The sequence below is a fragment of the Brevundimonas sp. BAL450 genome, from assembly GCF_015767455.1.
GTDB classification, from domain to species: Bacteria; Pseudomonadota; Alphaproteobacteria; order Caulobacterales; family Caulobacteraceae; genus Brevundimonas; species Brevundimonas abyssalis.
Window position 1 is genome coordinate 107,114 of record NZ_JADWOW010000060.1, and the last position, 25,489, is coordinate 132,602.

24 protein-coding genes are annotated in these 25,489 nt (G+C 70.6%); 17 read left to right on the top strand and 7 right to left on the bottom strand.

The window, feature by feature from the left end:
* Together IWC96_RS13385 and hemC are read right to left on the bottom strand one after the other, a co-directional pair.
* A complete protein-coding gene (locus tag IWC96_RS13385; RefSeq protein ID WP_196839081.1) occupies positions 1–723 on the bottom strand; it encodes a uroporphyrinogen-III synthase in 723 nt (240 codons plus the stop codon).
* Entirely contained in the window at positions 723–1,661 is a 939-nt protein-coding gene (hemC, locus tag IWC96_RS13390; protein ID WP_196839082.1) for a hydroxymethylbilane synthase, read from the bottom strand. Before hemC ends, IWC96_RS13385 begins: the two co-directional genes overlap by 1 nt.
* 52 nt (positions 1,662–1,713) lie before the next feature.
* On the opposite strand from hemC, the gene tsaD reads away from it, so the two are divergent.
* Genes tsaD through IWC96_RS13405 form a run of 3 tightly spaced genes read left to right on the top strand, consistent with a single transcriptional unit; the run spans position 1,714 to position 4,264 of the window.
* Positions 1,714–2,862, top strand: a complete 1,149-nt coding sequence (gene tsaD, locus IWC96_RS13395; protein ID WP_021698354.1) for a tRNA (adenosine(37)-N6)-threonylcarbamoyltransferase complex transferase subunit TsaD — start codon at positions 1,714–1,716, stop codon at positions 2,860–2,862.
* 10 nt (positions 2,863–2,872) lie between these two features.
* Positions 2,873–3,874 (top strand): NAD(P)H-dependent glycerol-3-phosphate dehydrogenase, encoded by a 1,002-nt coding sequence (locus IWC96_RS13400; protein WP_196839083.1) that lies wholly within the window; start codon positions 2,873–2,875, stop codon positions 3,872–3,874.
* Positions 3,875–4,264 carry a Rieske (2Fe-2S) protein gene (locus tag IWC96_RS13405; protein ID WP_021698356.1) on the top strand — a complete coding sequence of 130 codons (390 nt, stop codon included), beginning with the start codon at positions 3,875–3,877 and terminating at the stop codon, positions 4,262–4,264. It begins immediately after the preceding gene.
* A gap of 11 nt (positions 4,265–4,275) precedes the next feature.
* On the opposite strand, the gene IWC96_RS13410 is transcribed toward IWC96_RS13405, so the two are convergent.
* Entirely contained in the window at positions 4,276–4,695 is a 420-nt protein-coding gene (locus IWC96_RS13410; RefSeq protein ID WP_196839084.1) for a metallopeptidase family protein, read from the bottom strand.
* A gap of 108 nt (positions 4,696–4,803) precedes the next feature.
* Here IWC96_RS13410 and IWC96_RS13415 point away from each other — a divergent pair, with 108 nt between their 5' ends.
* From IWC96_RS13415 to IWC96_RS13430, 4 genes are all read left to right on the top strand, one after another.
* Entirely contained in the window at positions 4,804–7,152 is a 2,349-nt protein-coding gene (locus IWC96_RS13415; protein ID WP_196839085.1) for an ATP-binding protein, read from the top strand.
* Positions 7,149–8,003: an HAD family hydrolase gene (locus tag IWC96_RS13420; RefSeq protein WP_196839086.1), complete on the top strand. Its 855-nt coding sequence runs from the start codon at positions 7,149–7,151 to the stop codon at positions 8,001–8,003. Before IWC96_RS13415 ends, IWC96_RS13420 begins: the two co-directional genes overlap by 4 nt.
* 86 nt (positions 8,004–8,089) lie before the next feature.
* Positions 8,090–10,228: a protein-disulfide reductase DsbD family protein gene (locus IWC96_RS13425; protein ID WP_370541144.1), complete on the top strand. Its 2,139-nt coding sequence runs from the start codon at positions 8,090–8,092 to the stop codon at positions 10,226–10,228.
* Positions 10,229–10,257: 29 nt separating this feature from the next.
* Positions 10,258–10,932 (top strand): thioredoxin family protein, encoded by a 675-nt coding sequence (locus IWC96_RS13430; protein ID WP_196839087.1) that lies wholly within the window; start codon positions 10,258–10,260, stop codon positions 10,930–10,932.
* A gap of 4 nt (positions 10,933–10,936) precedes the next feature.
* Here IWC96_RS13430 and IWC96_RS13435 read toward each other — a convergent pair whose 3' ends face one another.
* Entirely contained in the window at positions 10,937–11,383 is a 447-nt protein-coding gene (locus tag IWC96_RS13435; protein ID WP_196839088.1) for a hypothetical protein, read from the bottom strand.
* A gap of 113 nt (positions 11,384–11,496) precedes the next feature.
* Between IWC96_RS13435 and pgi the strand changes: the two genes are divergently transcribed.
* On the top strand, positions 11,497–13,101 hold the full coding sequence (pgi, locus tag IWC96_RS13440; protein WP_196839089.1) for a glucose-6-phosphate isomerase: 1,605 nt from the start codon (positions 11,497–11,499) through the stop codon (positions 13,099–13,101).
* 84 nt (positions 13,102–13,185) lie between these two features.
* On the opposite strand, the gene IWC96_RS13445 is transcribed toward pgi, so the two are convergent.
* Complete coding sequence (locus tag IWC96_RS13445; RefSeq protein WP_196839090.1) at positions 13,186–13,647, bottom strand: hypothetical protein; 462 nt, start codon at positions 13,645–13,647, stop codon at positions 13,186–13,188.
* A 170-nt stretch (positions 13,648–13,817) separates the two neighbouring features.
* Between IWC96_RS13445 and IWC96_RS13450 the strand changes: the two genes are divergently transcribed.
* The 8 genes from IWC96_RS13450 (at position 13,818) to IWC96_RS13485 (ending at position 23,007) form a co-directional block, all read left to right on the top strand.
* Positions 13,818–15,299 (top strand): tetratricopeptide repeat protein, encoded by a 1,482-nt coding sequence (locus IWC96_RS13450; protein WP_021698724.1) that lies wholly within the window; start codon positions 13,818–13,820, stop codon positions 15,297–15,299.
* A 108-nt stretch (positions 15,300–15,407) separates the two neighbouring features.
* Positions 15,408–15,695: a co-chaperone GroES gene (gene groES / locus IWC96_RS13455; protein ID WP_021698725.1), complete on the top strand. Its 288-nt coding sequence runs from the start codon at positions 15,408–15,410 to the stop codon at positions 15,693–15,695.
* 54 nt (positions 15,696–15,749) lie between these two features.
* Positions 15,750–17,399, top strand: a complete 1,650-nt coding sequence (groL, locus tag IWC96_RS13460) for a chaperonin GroEL (protein ID WP_196839091.1) — start codon at positions 15,750–15,752, stop codon at positions 17,397–17,399.
* A 113-nt stretch (positions 17,400–17,512) separates the two neighbouring features.
* A complete protein-coding gene (locus tag IWC96_RS13465) occupies positions 17,513–17,788 on the top strand; it encodes a hypothetical protein (RefSeq protein ID WP_148291447.1) in 276 nt (91 codons plus the stop codon).
* Between the two features lie 96 nt (positions 17,789–17,884).
* Positions 17,885–18,547 (top strand): ribulose-phosphate 3-epimerase, encoded by a 663-nt coding sequence (gene rpe / locus IWC96_RS13470; RefSeq protein ID WP_242397097.1) that lies wholly within the window; start codon positions 17,885–17,887, stop codon positions 18,545–18,547.
* The gene (locus tag IWC96_RS13475; RefSeq protein WP_021696929.1) at positions 18,544–20,319 is read left to right on the top strand and encodes a heparinase II/III family protein; all 1,776 of its coding nucleotides are present in this window, start codon (positions 18,544–18,546) and stop codon (positions 20,317–20,319) included. Before rpe ends, IWC96_RS13475 begins: the two co-directional genes overlap by 4 nt.
* A gap of 90 nt (positions 20,320–20,409) precedes the next feature.
* A complete protein-coding gene (purH, locus tag IWC96_RS13480) occupies positions 20,410–22,029 on the top strand; it encodes a bifunctional phosphoribosylaminoimidazolecarboxamide formyltransferase/IMP cyclohydrolase (RefSeq protein WP_021696930.1) in 1,620 nt (539 codons plus the stop codon).
* A 225-nt stretch (positions 22,030–22,254) separates the two neighbouring features.
* Complete coding sequence (locus IWC96_RS13485) at positions 22,255–23,007, top strand: dienelactone hydrolase family protein (protein WP_196839092.1); 753 nt, start codon at positions 22,255–22,257, stop codon at positions 23,005–23,007.
* Between the two features lie 162 nt (positions 23,008–23,169).
* On the opposite strand, the gene map is transcribed toward IWC96_RS13485, so the two are convergent.
* Positions 23,170–23,940, bottom strand: coding sequence for a type I methionyl aminopeptidase (map, locus tag IWC96_RS13490; protein ID WP_196839093.1), 771 nt, complete (start codon positions 23,938–23,940; stop codon positions 23,170–23,172).
* The gene (locus IWC96_RS13495) at positions 23,937–24,146 is read right to left on the bottom strand and encodes a ParD-like family protein (protein WP_021696933.1); all 210 of its coding nucleotides are present in this window, start codon (positions 24,144–24,146) and stop codon (positions 23,937–23,939) included. Before IWC96_RS13495 ends, map begins: the two co-directional genes overlap by 4 nt.
* Positions 24,147–24,289: 143 nt before the next feature.
* Between IWC96_RS13495 and rlmN the strand changes: the two genes are divergently transcribed.
* A complete protein-coding gene (gene rlmN / locus IWC96_RS13500; RefSeq protein WP_021696934.1) occupies positions 24,290–25,453 on the top strand; it encodes a 23S rRNA (adenine(2503)-C(2))-methyltransferase RlmN in 1,164 nt (387 codons plus the stop codon).
* Positions 25,454–25,489: the final 36 nt, after the last annotated feature.

Here is a 25,489-nt window from a genome sequence, read left to right on the forward strand (position 1 = left end):
TTATACGGGCGGGCGCGGCTTGCCAAGAAGGGACAGCAGGGCGGCTTCGTCGGGGTGCTCCGCGGCCACGGGGGCGAAGGCGGGCGAGCCGCCGAGGGGCGCCGCGGCGGCCGGGGAGATGCAGAACGCGGGCACGGCGCCGGCGGCGGGGACCAGGCCCTCGGTCAGGTCGGCCAGGCGGCGGGCGGCGCGGGGGGAGTGGATGAGGACGCCCTCAAGCTTGCCGGTTTTCAGCGCGGCCAGGCCGCGCCCGCCGGGGGCGGTGACGGCGGCGTAGAGGACGGCGGCGCGGGTCTGCACCCCGGCGGTGGTCAGGGCGCCGGGCAGGTCGCCGGCGGGCTCGCGGGCGCCCGCGATCAGGACGGCCCCGCCCCCATGCTGCGCAATGATCAGGTCGGCCAGGGCGGTCACGTCGCCGGAGGCGGAGCGAACGTGGCGGAACCCGGCCTCGCGGGCGGACTCGGCGGTGGCGTCGCCAACGGTGAAAACCGGCAAGGCGCGTTCGGGGTCGAGGGCGGCGAAGGCGGCGACGCCGTTGCGGCTGGTGAAGGCGACGCCGCCGACCCCGGTCAGGTCGAGGCGGGGCTTCAGGCGGCGGACGGCCAGCAGGGGCGAGACCAGCGGGTGATGCCCCATGGCGGTCAGGCGTTCGGCGGTGGCCTCGGCGCCGGGCCGGGCGCGGGTGACCCACAGGCGCAGGGGCGCGTGGGCGGGCCGGTCCATCAGGCGGGGAGTTCCTGATCGCCGGCCTCGGCGTGGACCGCCTCGCCGATGCGCACGCCCAGATCGTGGGCGGTCTCGGTGTCGGGGGCGTCGATTTCCCCCGAATGACGCCAGCGGGCAGAGCCGTCGGGGCTCAGGATCTCGGCGGTCAGAGACAGGCGGTCGTTCTCGATGACGGCATAGGCCCCCACGGCGGTGCGGCAGGAACCCTCCAGCGCCAGCATGGCGCCGCGCTCGGCGGTCACGGCCACGGCGGTGGGGCGATGGTTCAGGGCGGCGGCCCAGGGGGCGAGGGCGTCCGCGGACCGGGTCTGGATGGCCAGGGCCCCCTGGCCGGGGGCGGGGACGAAGCGCTCCACGTCCAGACAGGCGGTGATGACCTCGGCCCGGCCCAGACGGTTCAGGCCCGAGGCCGCCAGCAGGATGGCGTCGAAGTCCCCGGCGGCGAGACGGTTCAGGCGGGTGTCCACATTGCCGCGCAGCATCTCGATGCGCAGGTCCGGCCGCGCGGCCAGCAGCTGGGCCTGACGGCGCAGGCTGGCGGTGCCCACCAGCGCCCCGTGGGGCAGGTCTTCAAGACCGGAGTGATTGACGCTGACGAAGGCGTCGCGGTGATCCTCGCGCTCGGGAATGGCGGCCAGCACGAGGCCCGGCGGCATGTCGGCGGGCACGTCCTTGAGCGAATGGACCGCCAGATCGATGCGACCGTCGATCAGGGCCTGCTCGATCTCCTTGGTGAAGAGGGCCTTGCCGCCCACGTCCATCAGGCGGCGGTCCTGGATGCGGTCCCCGGTGGTCACGATGGGGACCAGGATCACCGCGTCCTCGACGCTGTCGTCGTCTGCGCCGAGCGCGCGGGCCACGGCGCGCTGCATCATGCCGGACTGGGCCATGGCCAGGGTCGAGCGGCGGGTTCCGAGGCGAAGGGGCGTGGACAAGGCGGGCGGGCTTTCTGTTGCGCGGGAGGGGGCGGGGGGCTACCTCGACCCGATGAGCATGGGCGCGGACTATAGCAGCGAGGCGGCGGCGGCAACGGCGGCCCCGAAGACGGCTGAAGCGCGCGTCCTGACCGTGCTGGGGCTGGAGACCAGCTGCGACGAGACCGCGGCCTCGGTGGTGCGGCAGATGCCGGACGGCGCGGTTCAGGTGCTGTCCTCCGTGGTGCACAGCCAGATCGCGGAGCACGCCCCCTTCGGCGGGGTGGTGCCCGAGATCGCGGCGCGCAGCCATGTGGAGGCCATCGCGGGCACGGTGCGGCGGGCCATGGAACAATCCGGCGTGGATTTCGAGGGGCTGGACGCGGTGGCGGCGACCGCCGGGCCCGGCCTTGTGGGCGGGGTCATGGTGGGGCTCAGCTTCGGCAAGGCGGTGGCTCTGGCCCGCGGCATTCCCCTGATCGCGGTCAACCACCTTGAGGGCCACGCGGTGTCGGCCCGTCTGGCGGCGCCGGCGCCCTATCCGTTCCTGTTGCTGCTGGTGTCGGGCGGGCACTGCCAGCTGATGGAGGTGCGCGGCATCGGCCACATGACCCGGCTGGGCGCCACCATCGACGACGCAGCGGGCGAGGCGTTCGACAAGATCGCCAAGACTTTGGGCCTGGGTTATCCGGGCGGCCCGGCGCTGGAAAAGCTGGCGGCGACCGGCGACGGGGCGCGGTTCGACCTGCCCCGGGCCCTTCTGGGGCGAAAGGGCTGCGACTTCTCGTTCTCGGGGCTGAAGACGGCGGCGGCCAAGCTGGCGGCCACCTGCGAGACCGATCAGGACCGGGCCGATCTGGCCGATGCGGTGCAGAAGGCCATCGCCCGCCAGCTGACCGAGCGGTCGGCGCGGGCCATGGACGACTATGGGACGCGCCATGAGCACCGCCTGCTGGTGGTGGCGGGCGGGGTCGCGGCCAATCGCACGGTGCGCACCGAACTGGAGCGCGCGGCGACCGCATGCGGTTTTGAGTTTATGGCGCCGCCGCTGGCCTATTGCACCGACAACGCGGCCATGATCGCCCTGGCCGGGGCGGAACGACTGGCGCTGGGGCTGGTTTCGGACATCGATGTGGCGGCCCGGCCCCGCTGGCCGCTGGACGAGGCGACGGCCCTGGCCGATCCGCTCTATAAAACAGGCCGCAAAGGCGCGAAGGCGTAAGGGAGAAGCCATGGGTGAGTTCCGCACGGCGGGGGTGATCGGCGCGGGCGCCTGGGGCACCGCCCTGGCCCAGGTCTGCGCACGGGCCGGACTGAAGACCACGCTGCAGGCCCGCGAGGCCGAGGTGGTCGAGAGCATCCGCAACCGGCGCAGCAACGACCTGTTCCTGCCCGGCGTGACGCTGGAGGACGGCGTCGCCGCCACCACCGACATGGCGGATCTGAAAGGCTGCGACCTGATCCTGGCCGTGCCGCCGGCCCAGCACCTGCGGGGCACGCTGGAGGCGTTCCGGGACCAGACCGGCGGGGGCGCGCCGGTGGTGCTGTGCTCCAAGGGCATCGAGCGCGGTTCGCTGAAATTGATGACCGAGGTGCTGGCGGAAGTGCTGCCCGACACGCCGTCGGCGGTGCTGTCCGGCCCCAGTTTCGCCGGCGAGGTGGCGCGCGGCCTGCCCACCGCCGTGACCCTGGCCTGTGAGGACGAGGCGCTGGGCAAGGCCATCGCCGCGGCCATCGCCACCCCGACCTTCCGGCCCTATCTGGCCGACGATCTGGTGGGCGCCGAGATCGGCGGGGCCATCAAGAATGTGCTGGCCATCGCCTGCGGCATCGTCGAGGGCCGCGAGCTGGGCCGCAGCGCCCACGCCGCCCTGATCACCCGGGGCTTCGCCGAGATCACCCGCATCGCCGAGGCTCTGGGCGGGCGGCCCGAGACCGTGCGGGGTCTGTGCGGTCTGGGCGATCTGGTGCTGACCTGCTCCAGCCCCCAATCGCGCAACATGAGTCTGGGCCTGGCGCTGGGCCGGGGCCAGACGGTGACGGAGGCCCTGGCCGGCAAGCGGTCGGTGGCTGAGGGCTATGAGAGCGCCCCGGCCGTGCGCGACCTGTGCGAGAAGCTGGCGGTGGACGCGCCCATCTGCACCGCCACCGCCGAGGTTCTGGCCGGGCGCTGGAGCGTGGACCAGGCCATAGAGGATCTGCTGACCCGCCCGATCCGCGTCGAGGCGGACTAGGTGGCTGAAGCCCGACCGCCCGAACCCCCGACCGAGCGCAAGCGGGTGTGGAAGACGCCGCCCGGCGTGACCCTGTGCGCGGAGGCCGACATCGCCGATCCCGGCTCGCGCGCCTTCGTGCTGCAGATCGGCGAGGCCTATTTTCATGGCTTCGTGGTGCGCAAGGACGACCAGGTGGCCGGCTGGGTTGACCGCTGTCCGCACCAGGGCTTTCCGCTGGCCATCGAGCTGGACCGCTACCTGACCCGGGACGGAGAGTTGATCCTGTGCGGCTGGCACGGGGCGGTGTTCAAACCCCTGACCGGCGAATGCGTGGGCGGTCCCTGCGCCGGAGGGCGGCTGACGCCCTGGCCGGTGGAGGCCTCGGGCGGGGTCATCCGCACGGCCTGACGGCGGCCGGGTCAGCGCAGCCCGTCCTCGATGGCGTCGATGTCGTCGTCAGACAGGCCGAAGTGGTGACCGATCTCGTGGATCAGCACATGGGCGATGATCTCCGACAGGCCCACGTCGCCGCGCTCGCACCACTCGTCCAGAATCGGACGGCGATACAGATAGACCCGCGAGGGCGTCGGAGACGGATCAAAGCCGGTGCGCTGGGACAGATCGACCCCGTGATACAGGCCGGTCAGCTCGAACGGGTCCTGCATGCCCATTTCCGACAGGGTCTCGGAATCGGCGAAATCGAGGATGCGGAACTCCACATCGCCGGCGAAGGCGCGGAACCCCTCGGGCAGGCCGGCGAAGGCAGACTCGGCCAGACGGGCGAAGTCATCCAGGGAGGGGGCGGTCTGGTCGGTCCAGGCGGGTTCGGCATCGGTCATGGGGCTGATATCGGGCGTGCGGGCCGCCAAGGCAACGTGGCGGTCCGCACCGTGATGGATTTGGCCCGTTCCGGGTTATGGTGAACGCCGAATCGGCGGGTGAGGACCATGGCTGAGGCCGACATCGCTTTCGTGGCCGCCGCCGGGGCGGCAGGGCTGGCCCTGTCTGTCAGCGCCTGGGCCTGGCGGCTGAGAAACCGCATGCTGGCGCGCGCGTCGGCGGCGGATGCGCGTCAGACCGCCCTGGAATCGCGCCTGGCCGACCGCGACGCGGGTCTGGGCGCCTTCGGCGAAATCTATCTGGGCCTGACGGCGGATGGCGAAGGCGCGGAGCCCCAGGGCGAACCCGCCGACATCCGGCGGGTGCGCGCCGTGCTGCTGGGCGACGGGGAGGGTGATCTGCTGATGGCTCTGGTCGCCAGCGCGCCGGAGAACGCCGACCGGCTGGCGCGGCTGCAGACCCAGGGCGCGCCCTGCGACTTCCTGGCCCGCACGCCGCGCGGCATTCTCAGGGTCCAGGGCCGGGCCGCGGCGGGCGCCGCCTGGCTGAAGCTGTCCAGCGAAGTGCTTCGCGGCCATGACGGCGCGGACGAGGCTGAGCCCCTGACGGAGCTTTCGCCGGTTCCCTCCTGGCGCGTGGACGGGACCGGGCGGCTGGTCTGGGCCAACCGCGCCTGGCTGGAAGAGGTGAAGGCCGAGAGCGTGGCCGACGCCGTGGACCGGGGCCTGGGCTTTGACCGGGGCGCCGACGCCCTGATCGCCGAGGCCGCGCGGCTGGGCATGAGACAGGAAGGGTTCCGCTGGACCTCCGGCGGCGGCCGGCGGCGGGCGTGGCGCATCATCGCCGAACCGCTGGGCCGGGCGGAAAGCGGCGAGGCCCTGGGCGCGGCGGCCTTCGCCCTGGACGTGACCGAGGCCGAAGAGACCCGCGACACCCTGCGCCGCCATGTGGAGGGGCACGACGAGACCCTGAACCATCTGGCCGACGCGGTGGCCATCTTCGGCCCGTCCAAGCGGCTGGCCTATCACAACACCGCCTTCCAGCAGCTGTTCGGCATCGACCCGGCGTGGCTGGACGACCGCCCGACCCACGCCGAACTGCTGGATCGCCTGCGCCAGCGCCGCCAGCTGCCGGAGCGGGACGACTATCCGGCTTGGAAGGCGCACGAGCTGGAGTTCTACGGGGCCACCGAAGCCGCGCCGGACGACAGCTGGTCCCTGCCCGACGGGCGGACCCTGCGGGTGGTCCGCCAGCCGCATCCGCTGGGCGGGGTGCTGCTGCTGTTCTCGGACATCACCGGCGAGCTGGACCTGCGCAGCCGCTACAACGCCCAGATCCAGGTGCAGCGCGCCACCCTCGACAAGCTGAACGACGCGGTGGCGGTGTTCGGGTCGGACGGACGGCTGCGTCTGCACAACGAGGCCTTCGAGACCTTCTGGGGCGTGACCGCAGACCAGCTGGGCGAGGCCAGTGATTTCGATTCCCTGGCCGAGCTGTGCAAGCGCACCGCGCCCGACGCGGCCCTTTGGCTGGGCCTGAAGGCGCGGGTGGCCGATCCCGATCCCGAGAGCCGCGTGGCGGTGTCGGGCGAAACCCGCACCGAGGACGGCCGGCTGGCCGCCTGGCAGACGCGGCCCCTGCCCGACGGCGCGACCCTGGTGGCCTTCGCCGACGTGACCGCCCGGCGCGAGCTGGAGCAGGCCCTGACCGAGCGGGAGGCGGCCCTGCGCGAGAGTCAGGAGCTGAAACGCCAGTTCGTGGGCAGCGTCTCCTATGAACTGCGCACGCCCCTGACCACCATCGTCGGCTATTCCGAACTGCTGGAGGCGCAAGGCTTGCTGGACGAGCGGACGCGCCAGCACGCGGGGGCGATCCGGGTGGCGGCCAATCAGCTGGCCCGCTCCATCGACGACGTGCTGGACATGGCCCAGATCGACGCGGGCGAGATGGACCTGAGTCTGGGCGACGTGCAGGTCTGCGACGTGCTGGAGCAGTGCGCGGAGCGGGTGCGGGCGCGGGTCGAGGGCCGCGGCGGGGTGGTCGAGGTCGTCTGCCCGGACAAGATCGGCGCGGTGCGGGCGGATCAGAAGCGACTGGTCCAGGCGCTGGATCACCTGCTGGACAACGCCGCCCGCTCCATCAGCGAAGGCGGCCGCGTGACCCTGGAGGCCGCGCGCGGCGTCGGCGAGACGCGGTTCCGCGTCACCGACACGGGCCACGGCATCCCCTATCACCTGCAGGCCCACGTCTTTGACCGCTACATCCAGCGCGAGCGCGGCGGGCCCGGCGTGGCCTTGGCCCTGGTCAAGGCGCTGATCGAACTGCACGGGGGCTGGGCCGAGCTGGAGAGCGAGCCGGGCCGGGGCGCCAGCTTCATCCTGCACCTGCCGCACGACATCCAGCCGGCGGCCGCCCATCCGGAGCTGGGCCTCGAGCTTCAGGAAGGCCGGGCATGACGAAACGCCTCAAGACCGCCCTGATCTACGATTTCGACGGCACCCTGGCGCGGGGAAACATGCAGGAGGTGACCTTCATCCCCTCGGTCGGCATGGGCATCGGCGATTTCTGGGCCGAGGCGGACCGCCTGACCCGCGAGGCCGACGGCGACAACATCCTGATGTACATGCAGCTGATGCTGGCCCGGGCGCGCGAGAACGGCCAGCCGATCACGCGACGGGACCTGCTCGAGCACGGCCATGACGTGAAGCTGTTCGACGGGCTCAAGACCGACCTGACCGGACCCGGCTGGTTCACGCGCATCGACGCCTTCGGCGCCCGTTACGGCCTGGACATCGAGCACTACATCATCTCGGCCGGGCTGGAGGAGATGATCGAGGGCTGTCCCATCCGCGATGCCTTCCGCCACGTGTTCGCGTCCAAATTCGTCTATGATGACAAGGGCGTGGCCGTGTGGCCGGCGGTGGGAGTGAACTACACCACCAAGACCCAGTACCTGTTCCGCATCAACAAGGGCGTGCTGAACCACTACGAGCACGAGCGCATCAACCGCTTCATCCCCGATGACGAGCGGCCGATCCCGTTCGACCGCATGATCTTCCTGGGCGACGGCGACACCGACGTGCCCACCATGAAGATGATGCACACCAAGGGCGGCTTCTCCATCGCCGTCTATGACCCGCGCAATTCCGACCGCGACCAGCAGAAGATCTATTCGCTGATCTCGGAGGACCGGGTGAATTTCGTCGCCGCCGCCGACTATCGCGAGGGCTCGCCCCTCGATCTGATCGTCAAAGGGCTGATCGGCCGCATCGCGGTCAACGCCGGGACCCGTCCGGCGGATCAATAGGCCTGCGGCGCCGGTTCCGGTTGCACCTGTCGGCGGGATCGCTAGGGTTCGTCAGGAACCGCAACACCTGTGGAGACTGAACGCCCGTGCGATCGCTGTCGGCCGTCCTGATCGGTCTGTTTGTCTGGCTGGCGGCCCTGCCCGCCGACGCCCAGGTGCAGCGCACCGAGCGCATCGCCGCCGAACTGGTCCCCATGAGCCAGTGGGCCGCGCCGGGCTCCACCGCCGTGGTGGCCGTGCGGCAGGACATCGAGCCCGGCTGGCACACCTACTGGCGCAATCCGGGCGACTCCGGCGGACCCACCGAACTGGACTGGACCCTGCCCGGCGGGGTGGAGGCGGGCGACATCGTCTGGCCCCTGCCCGAGCGCCAGCGGCTGCAGAGCCTGATGAACTACGGCTATTCGGACCAGATCTATCTGCCGGTCCCCATCGAGATCCCGGCCGATGCGGCGCCGGGCTCGGTGCTGTCGCTGTCGGTGGACGCCCTGTTCATGGTGTGCAGCGACGAGATGTGCGTGCCGGACGAGCTGACCCTGACGCTGGACCTGCGCGTGGACGACGGGGAGGCCCCGCTGGACCGGGCGCACGGCGCGGCCATTTCCCGCATCCTCGAGACCGCCCCACGCCCCGGCGACCTGACCGCGCGGGTGACGCGTCAGGGCGAGACGGTGCTGCTGACCGTCACGGGCGAGGCCCTGTCGGGCGAAGATCTTTCCGACGTCTATTTCTTCCCCTTCGAGGGCGGGGTCATCGACCATCCGGCCGAACAGCCGGGCGAGCGGGGATCCGACGGCCTGTCGCTGACCCTGACGGCCGGTCGGGCCATTCTGACCGGCGGTCTGAACGGCCCGATGGCCGGGGTGCTGTCCACATCGGCGGGCGCCTGGGAGATCACCGCCGAGGTCGGCGAGCCGCTGGCGGGAACCACCGGCGAGGGCGCCCTGGCGGAGCGCGCGGCGCCGACAGGGGTCGGCCTGTTCCTGCAGGCGGCGCTGTTCGCCCTGATCGGCGGACTGATCCTGAACCTGATGCCGTGCGTGTTCCCGATCCTGGCCATGAAGGCGGCGGCGCTGTCGGCCTCGGCCCACGAGCCGGGCGAGGCGCGGCGGGACGGGCTGGCCTTCCTGGCCGGGGTGCTGACCACCTTCCTGATCCTGGCCGTCGCCCTGATCGCCTTGCGGGCCGCGGGGCAGGCCGTGGGCTGGGGCTTCCAGCTGCAGTCGCCCGGCGTGATTGCGGGCCTGGCCCTGCTGATGCTGGCGGTGGGTCTGAACCTGTCGGGCGTGTTCCATGTGGGCATGGCGGCGCAGGGCCTGGCCGAGGGCGGCGCGGGCGGACGCCTGTCGCGCCTGCCGGGCAGCGTGGGGGCCTTCTTCACCGGCGTTCTGGCGGTGGTGGTGGCGGCGCCGTGCACCGCGCCCTTCATGGCCTTTGCCCTCGGCGCCGCGCTCGTCATGCCCGCGCCCATGGCCGTGGCGGTGTTCCTGATGCTGGGGCTGGGTCTGGCCCTGCCCTATGTGGCGGTGAGCCTGTCGCCGGGCCTGCTGAAGCGGTTTCCGCGCCCCGGTCCGTGGATGGACCGGCTCAAGGGCGTGCTGGCCTTTCCCATGTACGGCGCGGCCCTGTGGCTGGTGTGGGTGTTCGCCCGTCAGGCCGGGGCGGAGTCCCTGGCCCTGCTGATGACCGGCGCCCTGATGCTGGCCCTGGGCCTGTTCCTGTGGGGCTGGCGGCAGGCGGCGCGGGCCGAGGGACGCGGCGGGGTGGTCAGCACCGTGGCCGCCGTCCTGTCCATCGTCGCGGCCATGGGGCTGGCGGGCGGCGGCGCCTCGCTGGCCCGCGCCCCTGAGGCAGCCGCCGGCGCAAGCGAAGGCGGGGCCCTGTCCTCCACGCCCTGGTCGCCCGCGGCGGTTCAGGCCGCCCGGGCCGAAGGCCGGGTGGTGTTCGTGAACTTCACCGCCGACTGGTGCGTGACCTGCAAGGTCAATGAGCGCGCCGCCCTGGCGTCGGACCGGGTGCGGAGCGCCGTCGAGACCACCGGCGCGGTCTATATGGTCGCGGACTGGACCCTGCGGGATGACGCCATCGCGCGGGAGCTGGAGCGGCACGGCCGCTCGGGCGTTCCGCTGTATCTGATCTATGGTTCCGGTTCCGACGCGCCGCGCATCCTGCCCCAGCTTCTGACCCCCGGCCTCGTGGCCGAGGCGCTCAACGACGCCGCCTGATCCCTTCGACCAACCAAGGAGCCCATCCCATGAAGATCCGCATCCTGGCCATGGCCGCCGCGTCCGCCCTCGCTCTGGCGGCCTGCAATCAACCGGCCGAGGCGCCCGCCGACGCACCCGAAACCACCGAGACCGCCGAGGCTGACGGCCAGATGGCGCCGGACTTCACCCTGGTCAGCGCCGAGGGCGAACAGGTTTCGTTGTCCGATTTCCGTGGCCGGGTGGTGGTTCTGGAATGGACCAATGAGGACTGCCCCTATGTGCGCAAGCACTACACCGGGCCGATGCAGGCGCTTCAGCAGGAGGCGACCCAGGACGGCGTGGTCTGGTTGACCATCATCTCGTCAGCCCCGGGCACCCAGGGCTATGTGGAGGGCGAGGACGCGCGCGGCTGGCGGGCCGAGTACGACGCGAGCTTCACCCACCTGCTGGCGGACCCCACCGGCGAGACAGGCCGGGCCTATGGCGCGGTCACCACGCCCGACATGCGCGTGATCGACGAGGAGGGCCGCATCATCTTCACCGGCGGCATCGACGACCGGCCCAGCGCCGACGTTGCGACGCTGGACGGCGCGACCAATTATGTGCGCGCAGCTCTGGAGGACCACGGAGCCGGCCGTCCCGTGGCGACTCCGTTCGCCCAGCCGTATGGCTGTTCGATCAAATACGCCGATGAGCTTGAAGAGGGCGCCGAGGCGGCCTGAGTCCTCAGGAGGCCGGTTGCGGCGGGGCGAGGATGACGGCGGCGTTGTCGTCCAGCAGGTGCGACAGCTCGCTGAGCGCCACGCCCCGCTCGCGGTCGTCGGGCGCATTCTGAATCGCGTCCAGACGGCCGGGCATGTCCTCGGCGATGCCGCGCAGGATGCACTTCAGGTCGCCGTCCACATTGCGGTCGCGCAGGGTGATGTGGCCCTGCATGTCCAGCGCGGCCAGGGCCTCGGCGTCCTGGCGGAAGCCGGCGAAGGCGGCGGCGTCGAAGCCGGTCTCGATCCAGCCGTCGACCACCCCTTTCAGGGTCTGTGAACGGGACACGATGTCCAGAAACAGGGACTCGCCCGCCACCGGCGTCTCGGCCGACGGTGTGACTGCAGACGCGGCCGCCACGGTGGGATCGGTCAGCATCAGGGCGGCGGCGATCATCAGTCCGCAGGACATGGCAGGCTCCTTCGGCGGCGATTCGACGGAATGCCGGTTGCCCCGGCTTACGCCTGCCCCGTAAACGATGTGTTGACCCTGTTCGATCGCGCCCGATTGCGAAGGAGCCCGCCATGGATCTCGACGCCGCCTGGACCGCCTTTGACTCCGTCGCCGCCCGGGATCGCGGCGTGCGCATCGTCGATCAGTTCGCCGCCGACCCGGACCGCCTGTCGCGCCTGACGGTGGAGGCCGCGGGCCTGACCATCGACCTGTCCAAGCAGAGCTGGACCCGGGAGGGGATGGAGGCGGCGCTGGGCCTGGCGCACGGGGCCGAGATCGAGGCGGCGCGGGCACGGCTGTTCGGCGGCGAGGCGGTCAATTTCACCGAAGGGCGCGCCGTGCTCCACGCCGCCCTGCGAGCGCGGCCCGGCGCCGACTATCGCGCCCTGGGCGAACCGGTGTCGCGGGAGGTGAAGGCGGTGCGCAAGGCCATGGCCGACTACGCCCGCGCGGTGCGTTCGGGCGATGAGGCAGGCGCCACGGGCAAGCCGTTCCGGACGGTGGTCCATGTGGGCATCGGCGGGTCGGATCTGGGGCCACGGCTGGTCTGGGACGCTTTGGCGCCGCGCACGCCGGATATCGAGGTCCGCTTCGTGGCCAACATCGACCGGGCCGAGATGGACCAGACCCTGACCGGGCTGGACCCCGAAACCACCCTGGTGATCGTGGTCTCCAAGACCTTCACCACCCAGGAGACCCTGGCCAACGCCGAGCTGGCCCGCCGGTGGCTGGCGGCCGCCCTGCCCGTCGACGGTCTGGACCGGCACTTCATCGGCGTCACCGCCGCGCCGCAACTGGCCGAGCGGTTCGGCTGCGGCCGCACCTTCGCCTTCCGGGACTGGGTGGGCGGGCGCTACTCCCTGTGGTCGGCGGTGGGACTGTCCTGCGCCATCGGCCTGGGGCCGGAGCTGTTCCAGCGCATGCTGGACGGGGCGGCGGACATGGACGCCCACTTCCGGGACGCGCCGCTGGAGCGGAACGCGCCGGTGCTGATGGCCGCCGCCGAAATCTGGAACGTCAACGGACTGGGCCGCAGCGCGCGCACGGTGGCGCCCTACGCCCACCGCCTGCGCCGTCTGGCCGCCTTCCTGCAGCAGCTGGAGATGGAGTCCAACGGCAAGCGCATCCGCGATGACGGGTCTCCCGTGCCGCGCCAGACCTGTCCGGTGGTGTTCGGCGAGCCCGGCACCAACGGCCAGCATGCCTTCTTCCAGCAGCTGCATCAGGGGCCGGAGACGGTGCCCGCCGACTTCGTGGTGGTCGCCCGCGACGAGGAGGACCGGCCCCAGCCCGCCCTCTGGGCCAACGCCCTGGCCCAGGCCGAGGCGCTGATGATGGGCAAGTCGCTGAAGGCGGCGCGGGACGAGCTGATCGCCGCCGGTCATGCGCCCGCCGAGGCCGACCGCCTGGCGCCCCACAAGACCTTCCCCGGCAACCGGCCGTCCACCGCCATCCTGATGGAGCGCCTGACGCCCGAGACCCTGGGCGCCCTGATCGCGCTTTACGAGCACAAGGTGTTCGTGGAGGGGGTCATCTGGCGCATCAACAGCTTCGACCAGTGGGGCGTGGAGTTGGGCAAGGCCATGGCTCGCACCATCCTGGGCGAGATCGAAAGCGGTCAGTCCCGCCCCCACGATCCCTCGACCACAGCCCTGATCGATCGCCTGTCCGAGTGACGGCAAGCGAAAGGGGCGGACCCTTCCGGATCCGCCCCTCAGAGAGAGAGAGAGAGAGAGACGATCTAGCGTCGTCCTGAATCCTTACCAGCGGCGGTAATCGCGGCGATCGTCCCGACGGTCGTGGCGCCAGTCGCGGCGGTCCTCACGACGGTCCTGTCGCCAGTCGCGGCGGTCGTCGCGGCGATCATGACGCCAGTCGCGGCGGTCCGCCCGCCGATCATAGCGACGGTCGTAGCGCTGGTTGTACCGGCGCCATTCGTCGGCGTTGCGATAGTAGCGGCCGTCCCGGTAGTAGCGCCCGTTCCTGTAATAGCGGCGGTCGTCATCGTCCGCGCTGGCGTAGCCCAGGGCCGCGCCGGCGATTGCGCCGCCGGCGATATAGCTGCCGTCGCCGTTGCCGATCAGGGCGCCGGCGATGGCGCCGATGCCCGCGCCGATCAGGGCGTCGCGCTCGCGGTCATCGGCCGACACGGGGGCGGCGGAGGCGGCGGTCAGGGCCAGGGCGCCCGCGGCGCCGGCGGCGAGGGTGCGGAAGTTCATCATGATGGGCTCCTTTCAGTCGCATCCGCCGAGATGGGCGGGATGTCTGGTGAGCCTTCATCCTGGCCAGCCGGGCTGAACGTCCCCGGAGGCCTCCGTTCATCCGCCGTTCAGGCTGAGGACGGCCTTGCGGCAGGACCGGCCAGGCCATACCGTCGTTACGGGAGGCGCCCATGGGGTTTCGCGTTCGGTCATTCTGCGTCCTGGCGGCGGCAGGTCTGCTGGCGTTGCCGGGGGCCCGCCCGGCTGTGGCCCAGACCGCAGCCCAGACCGGCGTGGGCTCGCGGGTGACCGTCTCGGCGGACCCGGAGGTTCTGGCCCGTTCGGCGCGGGACAGCCGTGACGCGGGCGACCATGCCGGCGCCGCCGAAGCCTTCGCGGAGGCCGGGCGGGCCCTGGTCCTGAACCATGATGCGGCGGGGGCGGCCGAGGCCTTCACGGATGCCGCCCGGTCCCGTCTGGCCCTGGGCGACGTGGACGGCGCCTATGCGGTGCTGGCCGAGGCTGCCCGGCGGCTGGAAGCCGCGGGGCCCGAAGCCCACGGGGCGGCTGGGCGGGCCACCGCATCCCTGGCGCGCATCCGCACCAATCAGGGCCGTTACGCCGAAGCCCTGGCCCTGCTGGACCGGTCCGAGGCGCTGGGCGGCGACGCCCTGGACGGGCCGGGACAGGCGGCCCTGGCCTATGACCGGGCGCGCATTCTGGACTTTCTGGGCCGGGCCGAAGAGTCCGAGGTCCACGCGCGCCGGGCCCTGACCCTGCGCCGCGAGCATCTGGGGGAGGCCGATTCCCTGACCGGCGACGCCCAGAACCAGCTGGCGGTCAGCCTGCAGGCGCAGGGCCGGTATGACGAGGCGGACCGGGCCTACCGTGGCGCCCTGACGGTCTACGAAGCGGTCAACGGGCCGGATCACCCCCACGTGGCCATCGCCCTGTCGAATCTGGGCAACATCCTGCGCCGCCGGGGTCGCGAACATGCGGCCGAGCCGGTCTATCGCCGCGCCGTGCGCATCGCCGAAAGTTCGGGCGACGATGAGCTTCTGGCCCAGTGCCTGACCAATCTGGGCTGGCACCTGCGCATGACCGGCCGCTCGCCCGAGGCCGATCCCGTCTTCCGCCGCGCCGCCGATCTGCTGGTGACGGTGGCCGGGCCGGATCATCCGTTCACCGGCATCGCCTTCGCCAACCTGGCCCTGATCCTGGGCGATCAGGACAGGCATGCGGAAGCAGAGCCCCTGTTCGTGCAGGCCCTGGCGGCGCTGGAGCCGGCCGTGGGGACGGACAGTCCCGACATTCTCGCCACCCTGGACGGCTACGCCCACACCCTGGCGAAGCTGGACCGCAAGGCGGAGGCGGACGCCGTCTACGGGCGCACCCTGGATATCGCCCGCTCGCGCCTGTCGCCGGGCCATCCCGAGGCCATGCGCCAGACCGTGGCCGTGGCCGACTTCCTGCTGGACGACGGCCGGGCCGCCGAGGCGCGGCGGCATCTGGACGAGGCGGAAGCCGCCCTGTTCCAGCGGATCGGCGCCGCAACCGACCCCCGGGCCGGCGCCCTGCGCCGCACCCAGGCCCTGTTCGAGCGTCAGGTTCGCGCCGACTGGAGCTTGGCCCACCCGGCCCGCGCAGAAAATTCTCTGACGCCAAACCCTTGACCCGCATGGGCCCGGGGCCTATCTCCCGGCTGCATTAGCACTCGGGCAGGGTGGCTGCTAACAGCCATGGCCCGGGCAGGAACTCGATCCTTTAAGGAGATCATACAGATGGCGTTTCGTCCTCTCGGCGATCGCGTGCTGGTCAAGCGCGTGGAAGAAGAATCCAAGACCAAGGGCGGGATCATCATCCCCGACACGGCCAAGGAAAAGCCCCAGGAAGGCGAAGTCGTCTCCGTCGGCCCCGGCGCCCGTGACGACAGCGGCAAGGTCAACGCCCTGGAGCTGAAGGCCGGCGACCGCATCCTGTTCGGCAAGTGGTCGGGCACGGAAGTGAAGATCGATGGCGACGACCTGATCATCATGAAGGAATCCGACGTTCTGGGCGTGCTGTCCTAAGCACCCGCGTCGACCACCTTCTTAAACGAAATCAATAGATAGGAGCTGCCGAACATGGCCGCCAAGATCGTACATTTCAACACCGACGCGCGCGACAAGATGCTGCGCGGCGTCAACGTCCTCGCCAATGCCGTGAAGGTGACCCTGGGGCCCAAGGGCCGCAACGTGGTCATCCAGAAGTCCTTCGGCGCCCCGCGCTCGACCAAGGACGGCGTTTCGGTGGCCAAGGAAATCGAGCTGGAAGACGCCTTCGAGAACATGGGCGCCCAGATGATCCGCGAAGTCGCTTCGAAGACGAACGACAAGGCGGGTGACGGCACCACCACCGCCACGGTTCTGGCCCAGTCCATCGTTCAGGAAGGCCTGAAGTCGGTCGCGGCCGGCATGAACCCGATGGACCTGAAGCGCGGCATCGACAAGGCGGTCACCGCCGTCCTCGCCGAGATCAAGGCCACCTCCAAGAAGGTTTCGGCCAACTCGGAAATCGCCCAGGTCGGCACCATCTCGGCCAACGGCGACGTGGAAGTCGGCGAGATGATCGCCAAGGCCATGGACAAGGTCGGCAACGAAGGCGTCATCACGGTTGAGGAAGCCAAGACCGCCGAGACCGAGCTGGACGTCGTGGAAGGCATGCAGTTCGACCGCGGCTACCTGTCGCCCTACTTCATCACCAACGCCGACAAGATGGAGGCCGATCTCGAGGAGCCCCTGATCCTGCTCCACGAGAAGAAGCTGTCCTCGCTGCAGGCCATGCTGCCGATCCTGGAAGCCGTGGTTCAGTCGGGTCGACCGCTGGTCATCATCGCCGAGGACATCGAGGGCGAGGCCCTGGCCACCCTGGTGGTCAACAAGCTGCGCGGCGGCCTGCGGGTCGCGGCGGTCAAGGCGCCGGGCTTCGGTGACCGCCGCAAGGCCATGCTGGAGGACATCGCCGTCCTGACCGGCGGCCAGGTGATCTCGGAAGACCTGGGCATCAAGCTGGAAAACGTCACCCTGGACATGCTGGGCAAGGCCAAGAAGGTCACCATCACCAAGGACGACACCACCATCGTTGACGGCGTCGGCGAGAAGGACGCGATCGAGGGCCGCATCGCCCAGATCAAGCGCCAGATCGAGGACACCACCTCGGACTACGACAAGGAGAAGCTGCAGGAGCGTCTGGCCAAGCTGGCCGGCGGCGTCGCGGTGATCCGCGTCGGCGGCTCGACCGAGGTCGAGGTCAAGGAGAAGAAGGATCGCGTCGACGACGCCCTGAACGCCACGCGTGCGGCGGTTGAAGAAGGCATCGTCCCCGGCGGCGGCATCGCGCTGCTGAAGGCGACCAAGGCGCTCGAAGGCCTGAAGGGCGACAACGCCGATCAGACCGCGGGCATCGCCATCATCCGCCGCGCCATCCAGGCCCCGATCCGGCAGATCGCCGAGAACGCGGGCGTCGAAGGCTCCATCGTGGTCGGCAAGGTGCTGGAGAACAAGGACGCCTCGTTCGGCTTCAACGCCCAGACCGAGGAGTACGGCGACCTGGTGAAGATGGGCGTGATCGACCCCGCCAAGGTGGTCCGCACCGCCCTGCAGGACGCCGCCTCCGTGGCCGGCATCCTGATCACCACCGAAGCCGCCGTGGCTGACGCTCCCAAGAAGTCCTCGGGCGGCGGCGCCCCGGACATGGGCGGCGGCATGGGCGGCATGGGCGGCATGGACTTTTAAGTCCGTCATCCCGGCCAACGAGCGGGTCGCCTAGCGGCCCGCGACGCCGAGCCGGGACCATTCAGCTCAGACTGAACAGAAGGGCGGGTCCAGCGATGGGCCCGCCCTTTTCCATGACCGATATTGACGCAACGATATGCAATCCTTGGAATACTGATGACATGGAGATGCAGATGTTTGAGATTGGAAAAACTTACAGTTTCACCGTCCACGATGATGGGCAGGTATCGCATTTCGCGGGCGAAATCGTCGATTGGCAGGCACCGCTCCTGAAGCTGACGACTTCGGGGGAGGCGGAAGTGATTCTCAACACATCCTCCTCGGCATTCATTCGGGCCAAGCCGTACGAGCCCTCGGTGTATGAGACGCGTGGGCTGATAACGCTGTAGCTAAATTAGTTGGCTCCTGATTCAGGTCATCTGAACTCCGCCTGATCGTCCCTCCCCGCTTGCCCCTCATGCGCGCCCGCCGTAAGTCGGGGCATGGTGAAAACTCCCCTGATCTGTCCGTCGATCCTGGCCAGCGATTTCGCGAAGCTGGGACAGGAAGTGGCGGCCATCGAGGCCGCGGGCGCCGACTGGGTGCATGTGGATGTGATGGACGGCCATTTCGTGCCGAACCTGACCATCGGCCCGGCGGTGGTGAAGGCCCTGCGGCCCCATTCGACCCTGCCGTTCGACGTGCACCTGATGGTGGCGCCGGTGGACCCGTGGCTGGAGGCCTACCGCGAGGCCGGCGCCGACATTCTGAGCGTCCATCCCGAGAGCGGACCGCACCTGCACCGCACCCTGGGCACGATCCGGGGCCTGGGAGCCAGGGCGGGCATCGTGTTCAACCCGGCCACGCCCCTGAGCATCCTTGAGGAGGTGGTGGATCTGGTGGACCTGGTGCTGATCATGTCGGTCAATCCGGGCTTTGGCGGCCAGAAATTCATCGACAGCGCCCTGACCAAGATCGAACGCGCCCGCGCCATCCTCGATCGCGCCGGCAGTCCCGCGCACCTTCAGGTGGACGGCGGGGTGGTGGCGGCCAATGCGGGCGCCTGCGTCTCCGCCGGCGCGGATGCGCTGGTGGCGGGGTCCTCGGTGTTCAAGGGGGGGGCGGACGCCTACGCCGACAACATAAAGGCTTTGAAGGCCGCCGCGTGAAACTGCCCAGCGCCCCCTTCGCCGATCCCTCGCGCCCCGCCGCGCCCGCGCCGGTGAAGCGCGCGCCCAGCCCCGGCGGCTGGAGCCTGGCCCCGGCCATCGCGGGACGCCTGCTGACCCGCCAGTCCTTCATCGAGCTGTACGGCCTGCCCGGCTATCACCAGACCCTGAAGTGGCCCCGCGCCGAGGGCTTCGCCGCCACGCCGCGCGACTTCCGGCCCAGCGACGCCGAGATCGGCCGCGCGCTGCTGGGCGGACGCATGATGCTGTCCGGCGTGTCCATGGACCTGAGAAGCCCCGAGGACCCCTGGAACCGGCCCAGCCCCAGCCGGTCGTTCGCCGTCGCCCTGCACGAGTTCGCCTGGCTGCCGTCGCTGATGCTGGCCGGAGAGAAGGGCGCGCGCGAGGCGCTGCGCCTGACCCTGGGCTGGCACGCGGTGTTCTCCCACTGGTCGCCGTTCTCATGGCAGCCCGACATTCTGGCCCGGCGGGTGTTCAACCTGGCCTGCGCGGCCCGGCGCATGGCGGCGGTGGCCAATGAGGCGGACCGCGCCCTGCTGGCCGACATCCTGGCCCGGCAGGCGCGGCAGCTTCTGCGCCCCCCCGGCGGACTGGCCGAGAACGCTGCCCAGCGCACGGCGGCGGCCGTGGCCGGGTGTGCACTGGGGGGCAAGGCGGGCGCGTCGCTGCGTCGCCGCGCCCTGAACAAGCTGGCGTCCGCCCTCAAGCACACGGTGCGCGAGGACGGCGCCCACGCCAGCCGCTCGCCCCAGGCGGGCCTGGAGCTGCTGCTGGACCTGCTGACCCTGGACGACGTGCTGCTGCAGCTGGCCGAGACGCCGCCGCCGGAGCTGGCGCTGGCCATCGGGCGGCTGACCATGGGGCTGCGCACCCTGACCCTGCCCGACGGGCGGCTGGCCGCATTCCAGGGCGGCGGGGCGCTGGACCCGGCCCTGGTCGCCGCCGCCCGCGCCCACGACGAGGACGATCCCGGCCCGGTGGAGGGCATGGGCCCCGGCGGCTACGCCCGGGTGCATACCCCGCTGCTGACCCTGATCGCCGATGCGGCGCCGCCCGCCACGGGCCCGTGGAGCGGCACGGCCTGCGCCCAGACCGGGGCCATGGAGATCATCTGCGGGCGGGACCGCATCGTCACCAACTGCGGCTGGACCCCGCGCGCCCATGAGCGGCAGGCCATGCGCCTGACCCCGGCCGGCTCGACCCTGTGTCTGGGCGACGGGGCCATGGCCCAGCCCCTGACCGGGTGGAAGGCGGACCTTCTGGGCACGCGCCTTGTGGGGCCCACGATCCATGTGGACGCCCAGCACCGCGCCGCCGAGGGCGCAGTATGGCTGGAGATCGAGCACGACGGTTGGGCCCCGCGCTTTGGCCTGAAGCATCAGCGCCGGCTGTATCTGGACCAGCGGCTGGACGAACTTCGGGCCGAGGAGCGGCTGTATCCGTGCGACGGGCACAAGGACGCGGCCCGCCCGCTGGCGGCGCCCTATGCGGTGCGCTTCCATCTGGAGCCGGGGGTTCAGGCGTCTCTGGCGCGGGACAAGCGCAGCATTCTGCTGCGCGGCGCTTCGGGCCGGGGCTGGTGGTTCCGGAGCGACGCGCCGGACGTGGACATCGAGCCCTCGGTCCATGTGGCGGACGGCCTGACCCGGCGCTCGCTGCAGCTGGTGCTGCGCGGCTCGGCCCGCACCGACGCCGAGACCAGGATCCGCTGGAAGATGAGCCCGGCCGGCGCCAGCGGCGAGACGGGGTAAGGCGCGCCGAAGGTGGCGGAACCGGGCGGCGCGTGTTAACGGCGCGCCGTTCCCGCCTCCCCCGCCCCAAGCCTGCCAGAACGGATTCCCATGCCCGCCGCGCCCGACTTTCCGCCTGCCCCCGACGCCGTCAAACCCGTCCGGGCGCTGATCTCCCTGTCCGACAAGTCGGGGCTCGAGGATGTGGCCCGCGCCCTGGCCGAGCTGGGGGTGGAGCTGGTGTCCACGGGCGGCACCCGGGCGGCTATCGAGAAAGCCGGCCTGCCGGTGAAGGACGTGGCCGATCTGACCGGCTTCCCGGAGATGATGGACGGGCGGGTCAAGACGCTGCATCCCGTGGTGCACGGCGGCCTGCTGGGCGTGCGCGATGCGCCGGAGCACGCGAAGGCCATGGCCGAGCACGGCATCGGCCCCATCGATCTGGTGTGGATCGACCTTTACCCCTTCGAAGCCACCATCGCGGGCGGGGGCGACTTCGCCTCGGCCGTGGAGAACATCGACATCGGCGGCCCGGCCATGATCCGGTCCTCGGCCAAGAACCACGGCTATGTGGCGGTCTGCGTGGACCGGGAGTCCATCGACGAGGCCGTGGCGGCCCTGAAGGCGGACGGGAGCACCAGCCTTGCCCTGCGCAAGCGACTGGCGGCGCGGGCCTTTGCGCGCACGGCCGCCTATGACGCGGCGGTGTCCGGCTGGTTCGCCGGTCAGGTGGAGGACGCCGCCCCGGCCCGCAAGACCATCGCCGGCAGCCTGGCCCAGACCCTGCGCTACGGCGAGAACCCGCACCAGGCGGGCGCCTTCTACCGCACCTCGGAGACCCGCCCCGGCGTGGCCAACGCCCGCCAGCTGCAGGGCAAGGAGCTCGGTTACAACAACATCGCCGACGCGGACGCGGCCTATGAGCTGGTGGCCGAGTTCGAGGAGCCCGCCTGCGTCATCGTCAAGCACGCCAACCCGTGCGGAGTGGCGGTGGGCAAGGACCTGTCGGAAGCCTACGCCCGGGCGCTGGAGTGCGACGCGGTGTCGGCCTTCGGCGGGGTGGTGGCGGTCAACCGGCCGCTGACGGCAGCCGACGCGACCCTGATCACCGGGATCTTCACCGAGGTGGTGATCGCGCCGGGCGCCGACGAAGCGGCGAAGGCGGTGTTCGCGGCGAAGAAGAACCTGCGCCTGCTGATCACCGACGGCCTGCCCGATCCCCTGCAGCCGGGGCAGGTGTTCCGCTCGGTGGCCGGGGGCCTGCTGGTGCAGTCGCGCGACCTGGCCCGCATCACGCCCGCGGACCTGAAGATCGTGACGAAGCGCCAGCCCACCGACGAGGAGGTGCGCGACATGCTGTTCGCCTTCACCGTGGCCAAGCACGTGAAGTCCAACGCCATCGTCTACGCCAGGGCCGGCCAGACGGCGGGCATCGGCGCGGGCCAGATGAACCGGCGCGACTCCGCCCGCATCGCCGCCATCCGGGCCAAGGAAGCGGGCGAGGCCCATGCCAAGCAATTTGGGGGACTGGCCCACTCGCTGGCGCAGGGCTCGGCCTGTGCGTCGGAGGCCTTCTTCCCCTTCGCCGACGGTCTGCTGGAGGCCGTGGCGGCGGGCGCCACCGCGGTGATCCAGCCCGGGGGCTCGATCCGCGACGACGAGGTCATCGCCGCCGCCGACGACAAGGGCGTGGCCATGGCCTTCACCGGGGTGCGGGTGTTCCGGCACTAGATTTCAGACTCCGGACTCAAAAAAACAGGGTCTGAATTGTCTGAATCGTCTGAAATCGTCCTCCCGCTCCATGTCCACCGGCGCCCAGTGTAAGGGCGCCGGGAGCAGTGGGATCAAAAAGATGCGGACGCAGCCGCATTTGGGAACCTCCGGACCCCGGGGACAAGGCCGGGGATGACGGACTAGGGTGGGCGGCGGCCTGCCGCTGTTGCTGAAGGAGCCCCCATGGACACCACCGCCGAGCGCTGGGCGATGCTGGAGCCGCACACGCAACATGTGGGGCCCGACGACGACCGGGCGCGGCCGGCGGTGCTGTTGTTCCACGGCTGCGGGGGGCTGAGGGCTCACCTGCCCCTGTACGCCGAGGCGGCGAAGGCGGCGGGGATACGCGCCTTCATCATCGACAGTTTCGGCGCGCGCGGATGGAGCCGGGCCTTCGCCCTGGCCACCGTCTGCACCGGGGTGCGCCTGCGCGGCTGGGCGCGGGCTGGGGATGTGATGGCGGCCATCCAGGGCCTGTCGCAACGGCCCGACGTGGATGGGTCCCGGCTGGGCCTGGCGGGCTGGAGCCACGGGGGCTGGGCCATCATGGAGGCCTTGAGCGCGCCGCGGGAGATGGCCGGCGAGATGCTGCTGCGCGATCCGGCGGCGGCCGACCTGTCTGGGGTGAAGGCGGTGTTTCTGGCCTATCCCTATGTGGGGGTGGCGGCGACGGGGCGGTTCCGGCCCTGGCGCCACTGTCCGAAAACCCTGGCCGTCATCGCCGCGCGCGATCACCTGACCACGGTGCGCAACGCCGAGCGAGTGCTGGACGTGGCCTGCGGCCATGTGGAGATCGAACGCTGGACCGTGGACGGCACCCACGCCTTCGACGAACCCACCGGCGCCGGCCCCATGCGCCACGACCAAGCCCTGACCGACGAGGCGCTGAAACGGTTTGCGGGGTTTCTGGGGGAGGCGCTGGGCGCCGAGGTTTGAGGTTCATGGCCCCCAAATCGTCATTCCCGGCCTTGTGCCGGGAATCCATACTCACTTGGCGTTCAGGGCTCGCCCGGACCCGTCCGAGGGTATGGATCGCCGGGACAAGCCCGGCGATGACGAATGGATGGGTTGGGCTGGAGTTCGCCCCGCCTTCACCACCTAGGCTGCTGATCGGCGCTCCTCCGGCCGAAGCGTCAGCACGTGCACGCCGGTTCCGGTGACGGCAACGGTGTGTTCGAACTGGGCGGAGAGCTTGCCGTCGGCGGTGACGACGGTCCAGCCGTCGTCCTCGGTGCAGACCGCCGCACGACCCTGATTGAGCATGGGCTCGATGGTGAAGGTCATGCCCTCCTTCAGGATCAGGCCGGTTCCGGGTTTTCCGAAATGCAGCACCTGGGGCGCCTCGTGCATCTCGCGACCGATGCCGTGGCCGCAGTACTCCCGCACCACCGAATAGCCCGCCCGCCTGGCATGCCGCTCGATGGCGTGGCCGATGTCGCCGAGGCGGGCGCCGGGGCGGACGGCGGAGACGCCCTTCCACAGGGCTTCGTATGTGGTGCGCACCAGCCGCCGGGCCGGGGCGGACACGGTTCCGATCAGGTATGTCTTGCTGGAATCGGCGATGAAGCCGTTCTTCTCCAGGGTGATGTCCAGATTGACGATGTCGCCGTCGCCGAGGACCTCATCGGCGGACGGCACGCCGTGGCAGACCACCGCATTGCGCGAGCTGTTCAGCACAAAGCCGTAGCCGTACTGACCCTTGCTGGCGGGCCGGGCGTTCAACTGATCCACGATGAAGGCCTCGACCCGGTCGTTGATCTCCAGCGTGCTCATGCCCGCCAGCGGCAGGCCGTCCAGATGGGTGAACACAGAGGCGAGCAGGCGGCCGGATTCGGCCATGAGCGCGACCTCGGCCGGGCTCTTGGTCATGCAGCGGCGGTCAGGCCGGGGGCCTCGACGCCCGCCGCCTTCAGCTCGCGCGCCACCAGTTCCTGAAAGGTGAGGCCGGGGTTCAGCTCGCACAGCATGCCCAGCCTGATCCAGAACGCGGCCTGGCCGTTGATTGATCGGCACGACGCCCGGCTGGCCCGGCGCAGCTGCTCGTGCAGCTCATCCTCGATGTTGACGATGCCCATGGGGAGCGCTCCGGAATATATGATTTATATGCGTATCATATATACGGGCTCAGGCTTGAGCAACGCCCCATCCGCCCCCACCTTAAATCCGCTCCGTTTCGTGCTATAGGGGCGGCCTCCCTCCAACGCATGGACCCTTGCCCGTGGGCGTGACCCTCGATCTTTCGCGTGTTTCAGGCGCGGCCGTCGCCGCCCCCGTCAATCTGTCCGGATTGACGCGCGCGGGCCTGCGTCAGGCCCTGATCGACGCCGACATCTGCCCGCCGGAGAAGGCGAAGATGCGCGCGAGCCAGATCTGGGGCTGGATCCACCACTACGGCGTCACCGACTTCGCGGCGATGAGCAATATCGCGAAGGACACCCAGGCCAAGCTGGCCGAGGCCTTCACCCTGGCCCGCCCCGAGATCGTAGAGCGTCAGGTGTCGAAGGACGGCACCCGCAAATGGCTGATCCGCACCGCGCCGGGCATCGAGATCGAGGCTGTCTACATTCCCGACGTGGGCCGGGCCGGGGCCCTGTGCGTCTCGTCGCAGGTCGGCTGCACCCTCAACTGCACCTTCTGCCACACCGGCACCCAGAAGCTGGTGCGCAACCTGACCGCCGCCGAGATCGTGGCCCAGGTGCAGGTGGCGCGGGACGATCTGGACGAATGGCCGTCCCCCAAGGAAGACCGCCGCCTGTCCAACATCGTGTTCATGGGCATGGGCGAGCCGCTCTACAATCTCGACCATGTCGCCGACGCCATCGACATCATCTCGGACAATGAGGGCATCGCCCTGTCGCGGCGCCGGATCACGGTCTCCACCTCCGGCGTCGTGCCGCAGCTGGACGCGCTGGGCACGCGGACCCAGGCCATGCTGGCCATCAGCCTGCACGCCACCAACGACGCCCTGCGCGATGTGCTGGTGCCGCTGAACAAGAAGTACGATCTCGAACAGCTGATGGCGGGCATCCGGGCCTATCCGGGCCTCTCCAACGCGCGGCGGGTGACGTTCGAATACGTCATGCTGAAGGGCGTCAACGACAGCCCCGAGGAGGCCTGGGCCCTGGTCAAGCTGATCCAGGGCATTCCGGCCAAGGTCAATCTGATCCCGTTCAATCCGTGGCCGGGGACCGATTACGAGTGCTCGGACTGGAAGACCATCGAGCGCTTCGCCGCCATCCTGAACAAGGCCGGTTACGCCAGCCCGATCCGCACCCCGCGCGGGCGCGACATCCTGGCCGCCTGCGGCCAGCTGAAGTCCGAAAGCGAGAAGCTGCGGGCCAGCGCGCGGCGCGCGGCCCCGGAGTCCGAAGCCGCGGCCTGAAACCGCGCACCTGACAACCCATCGGCGAATTCCTCG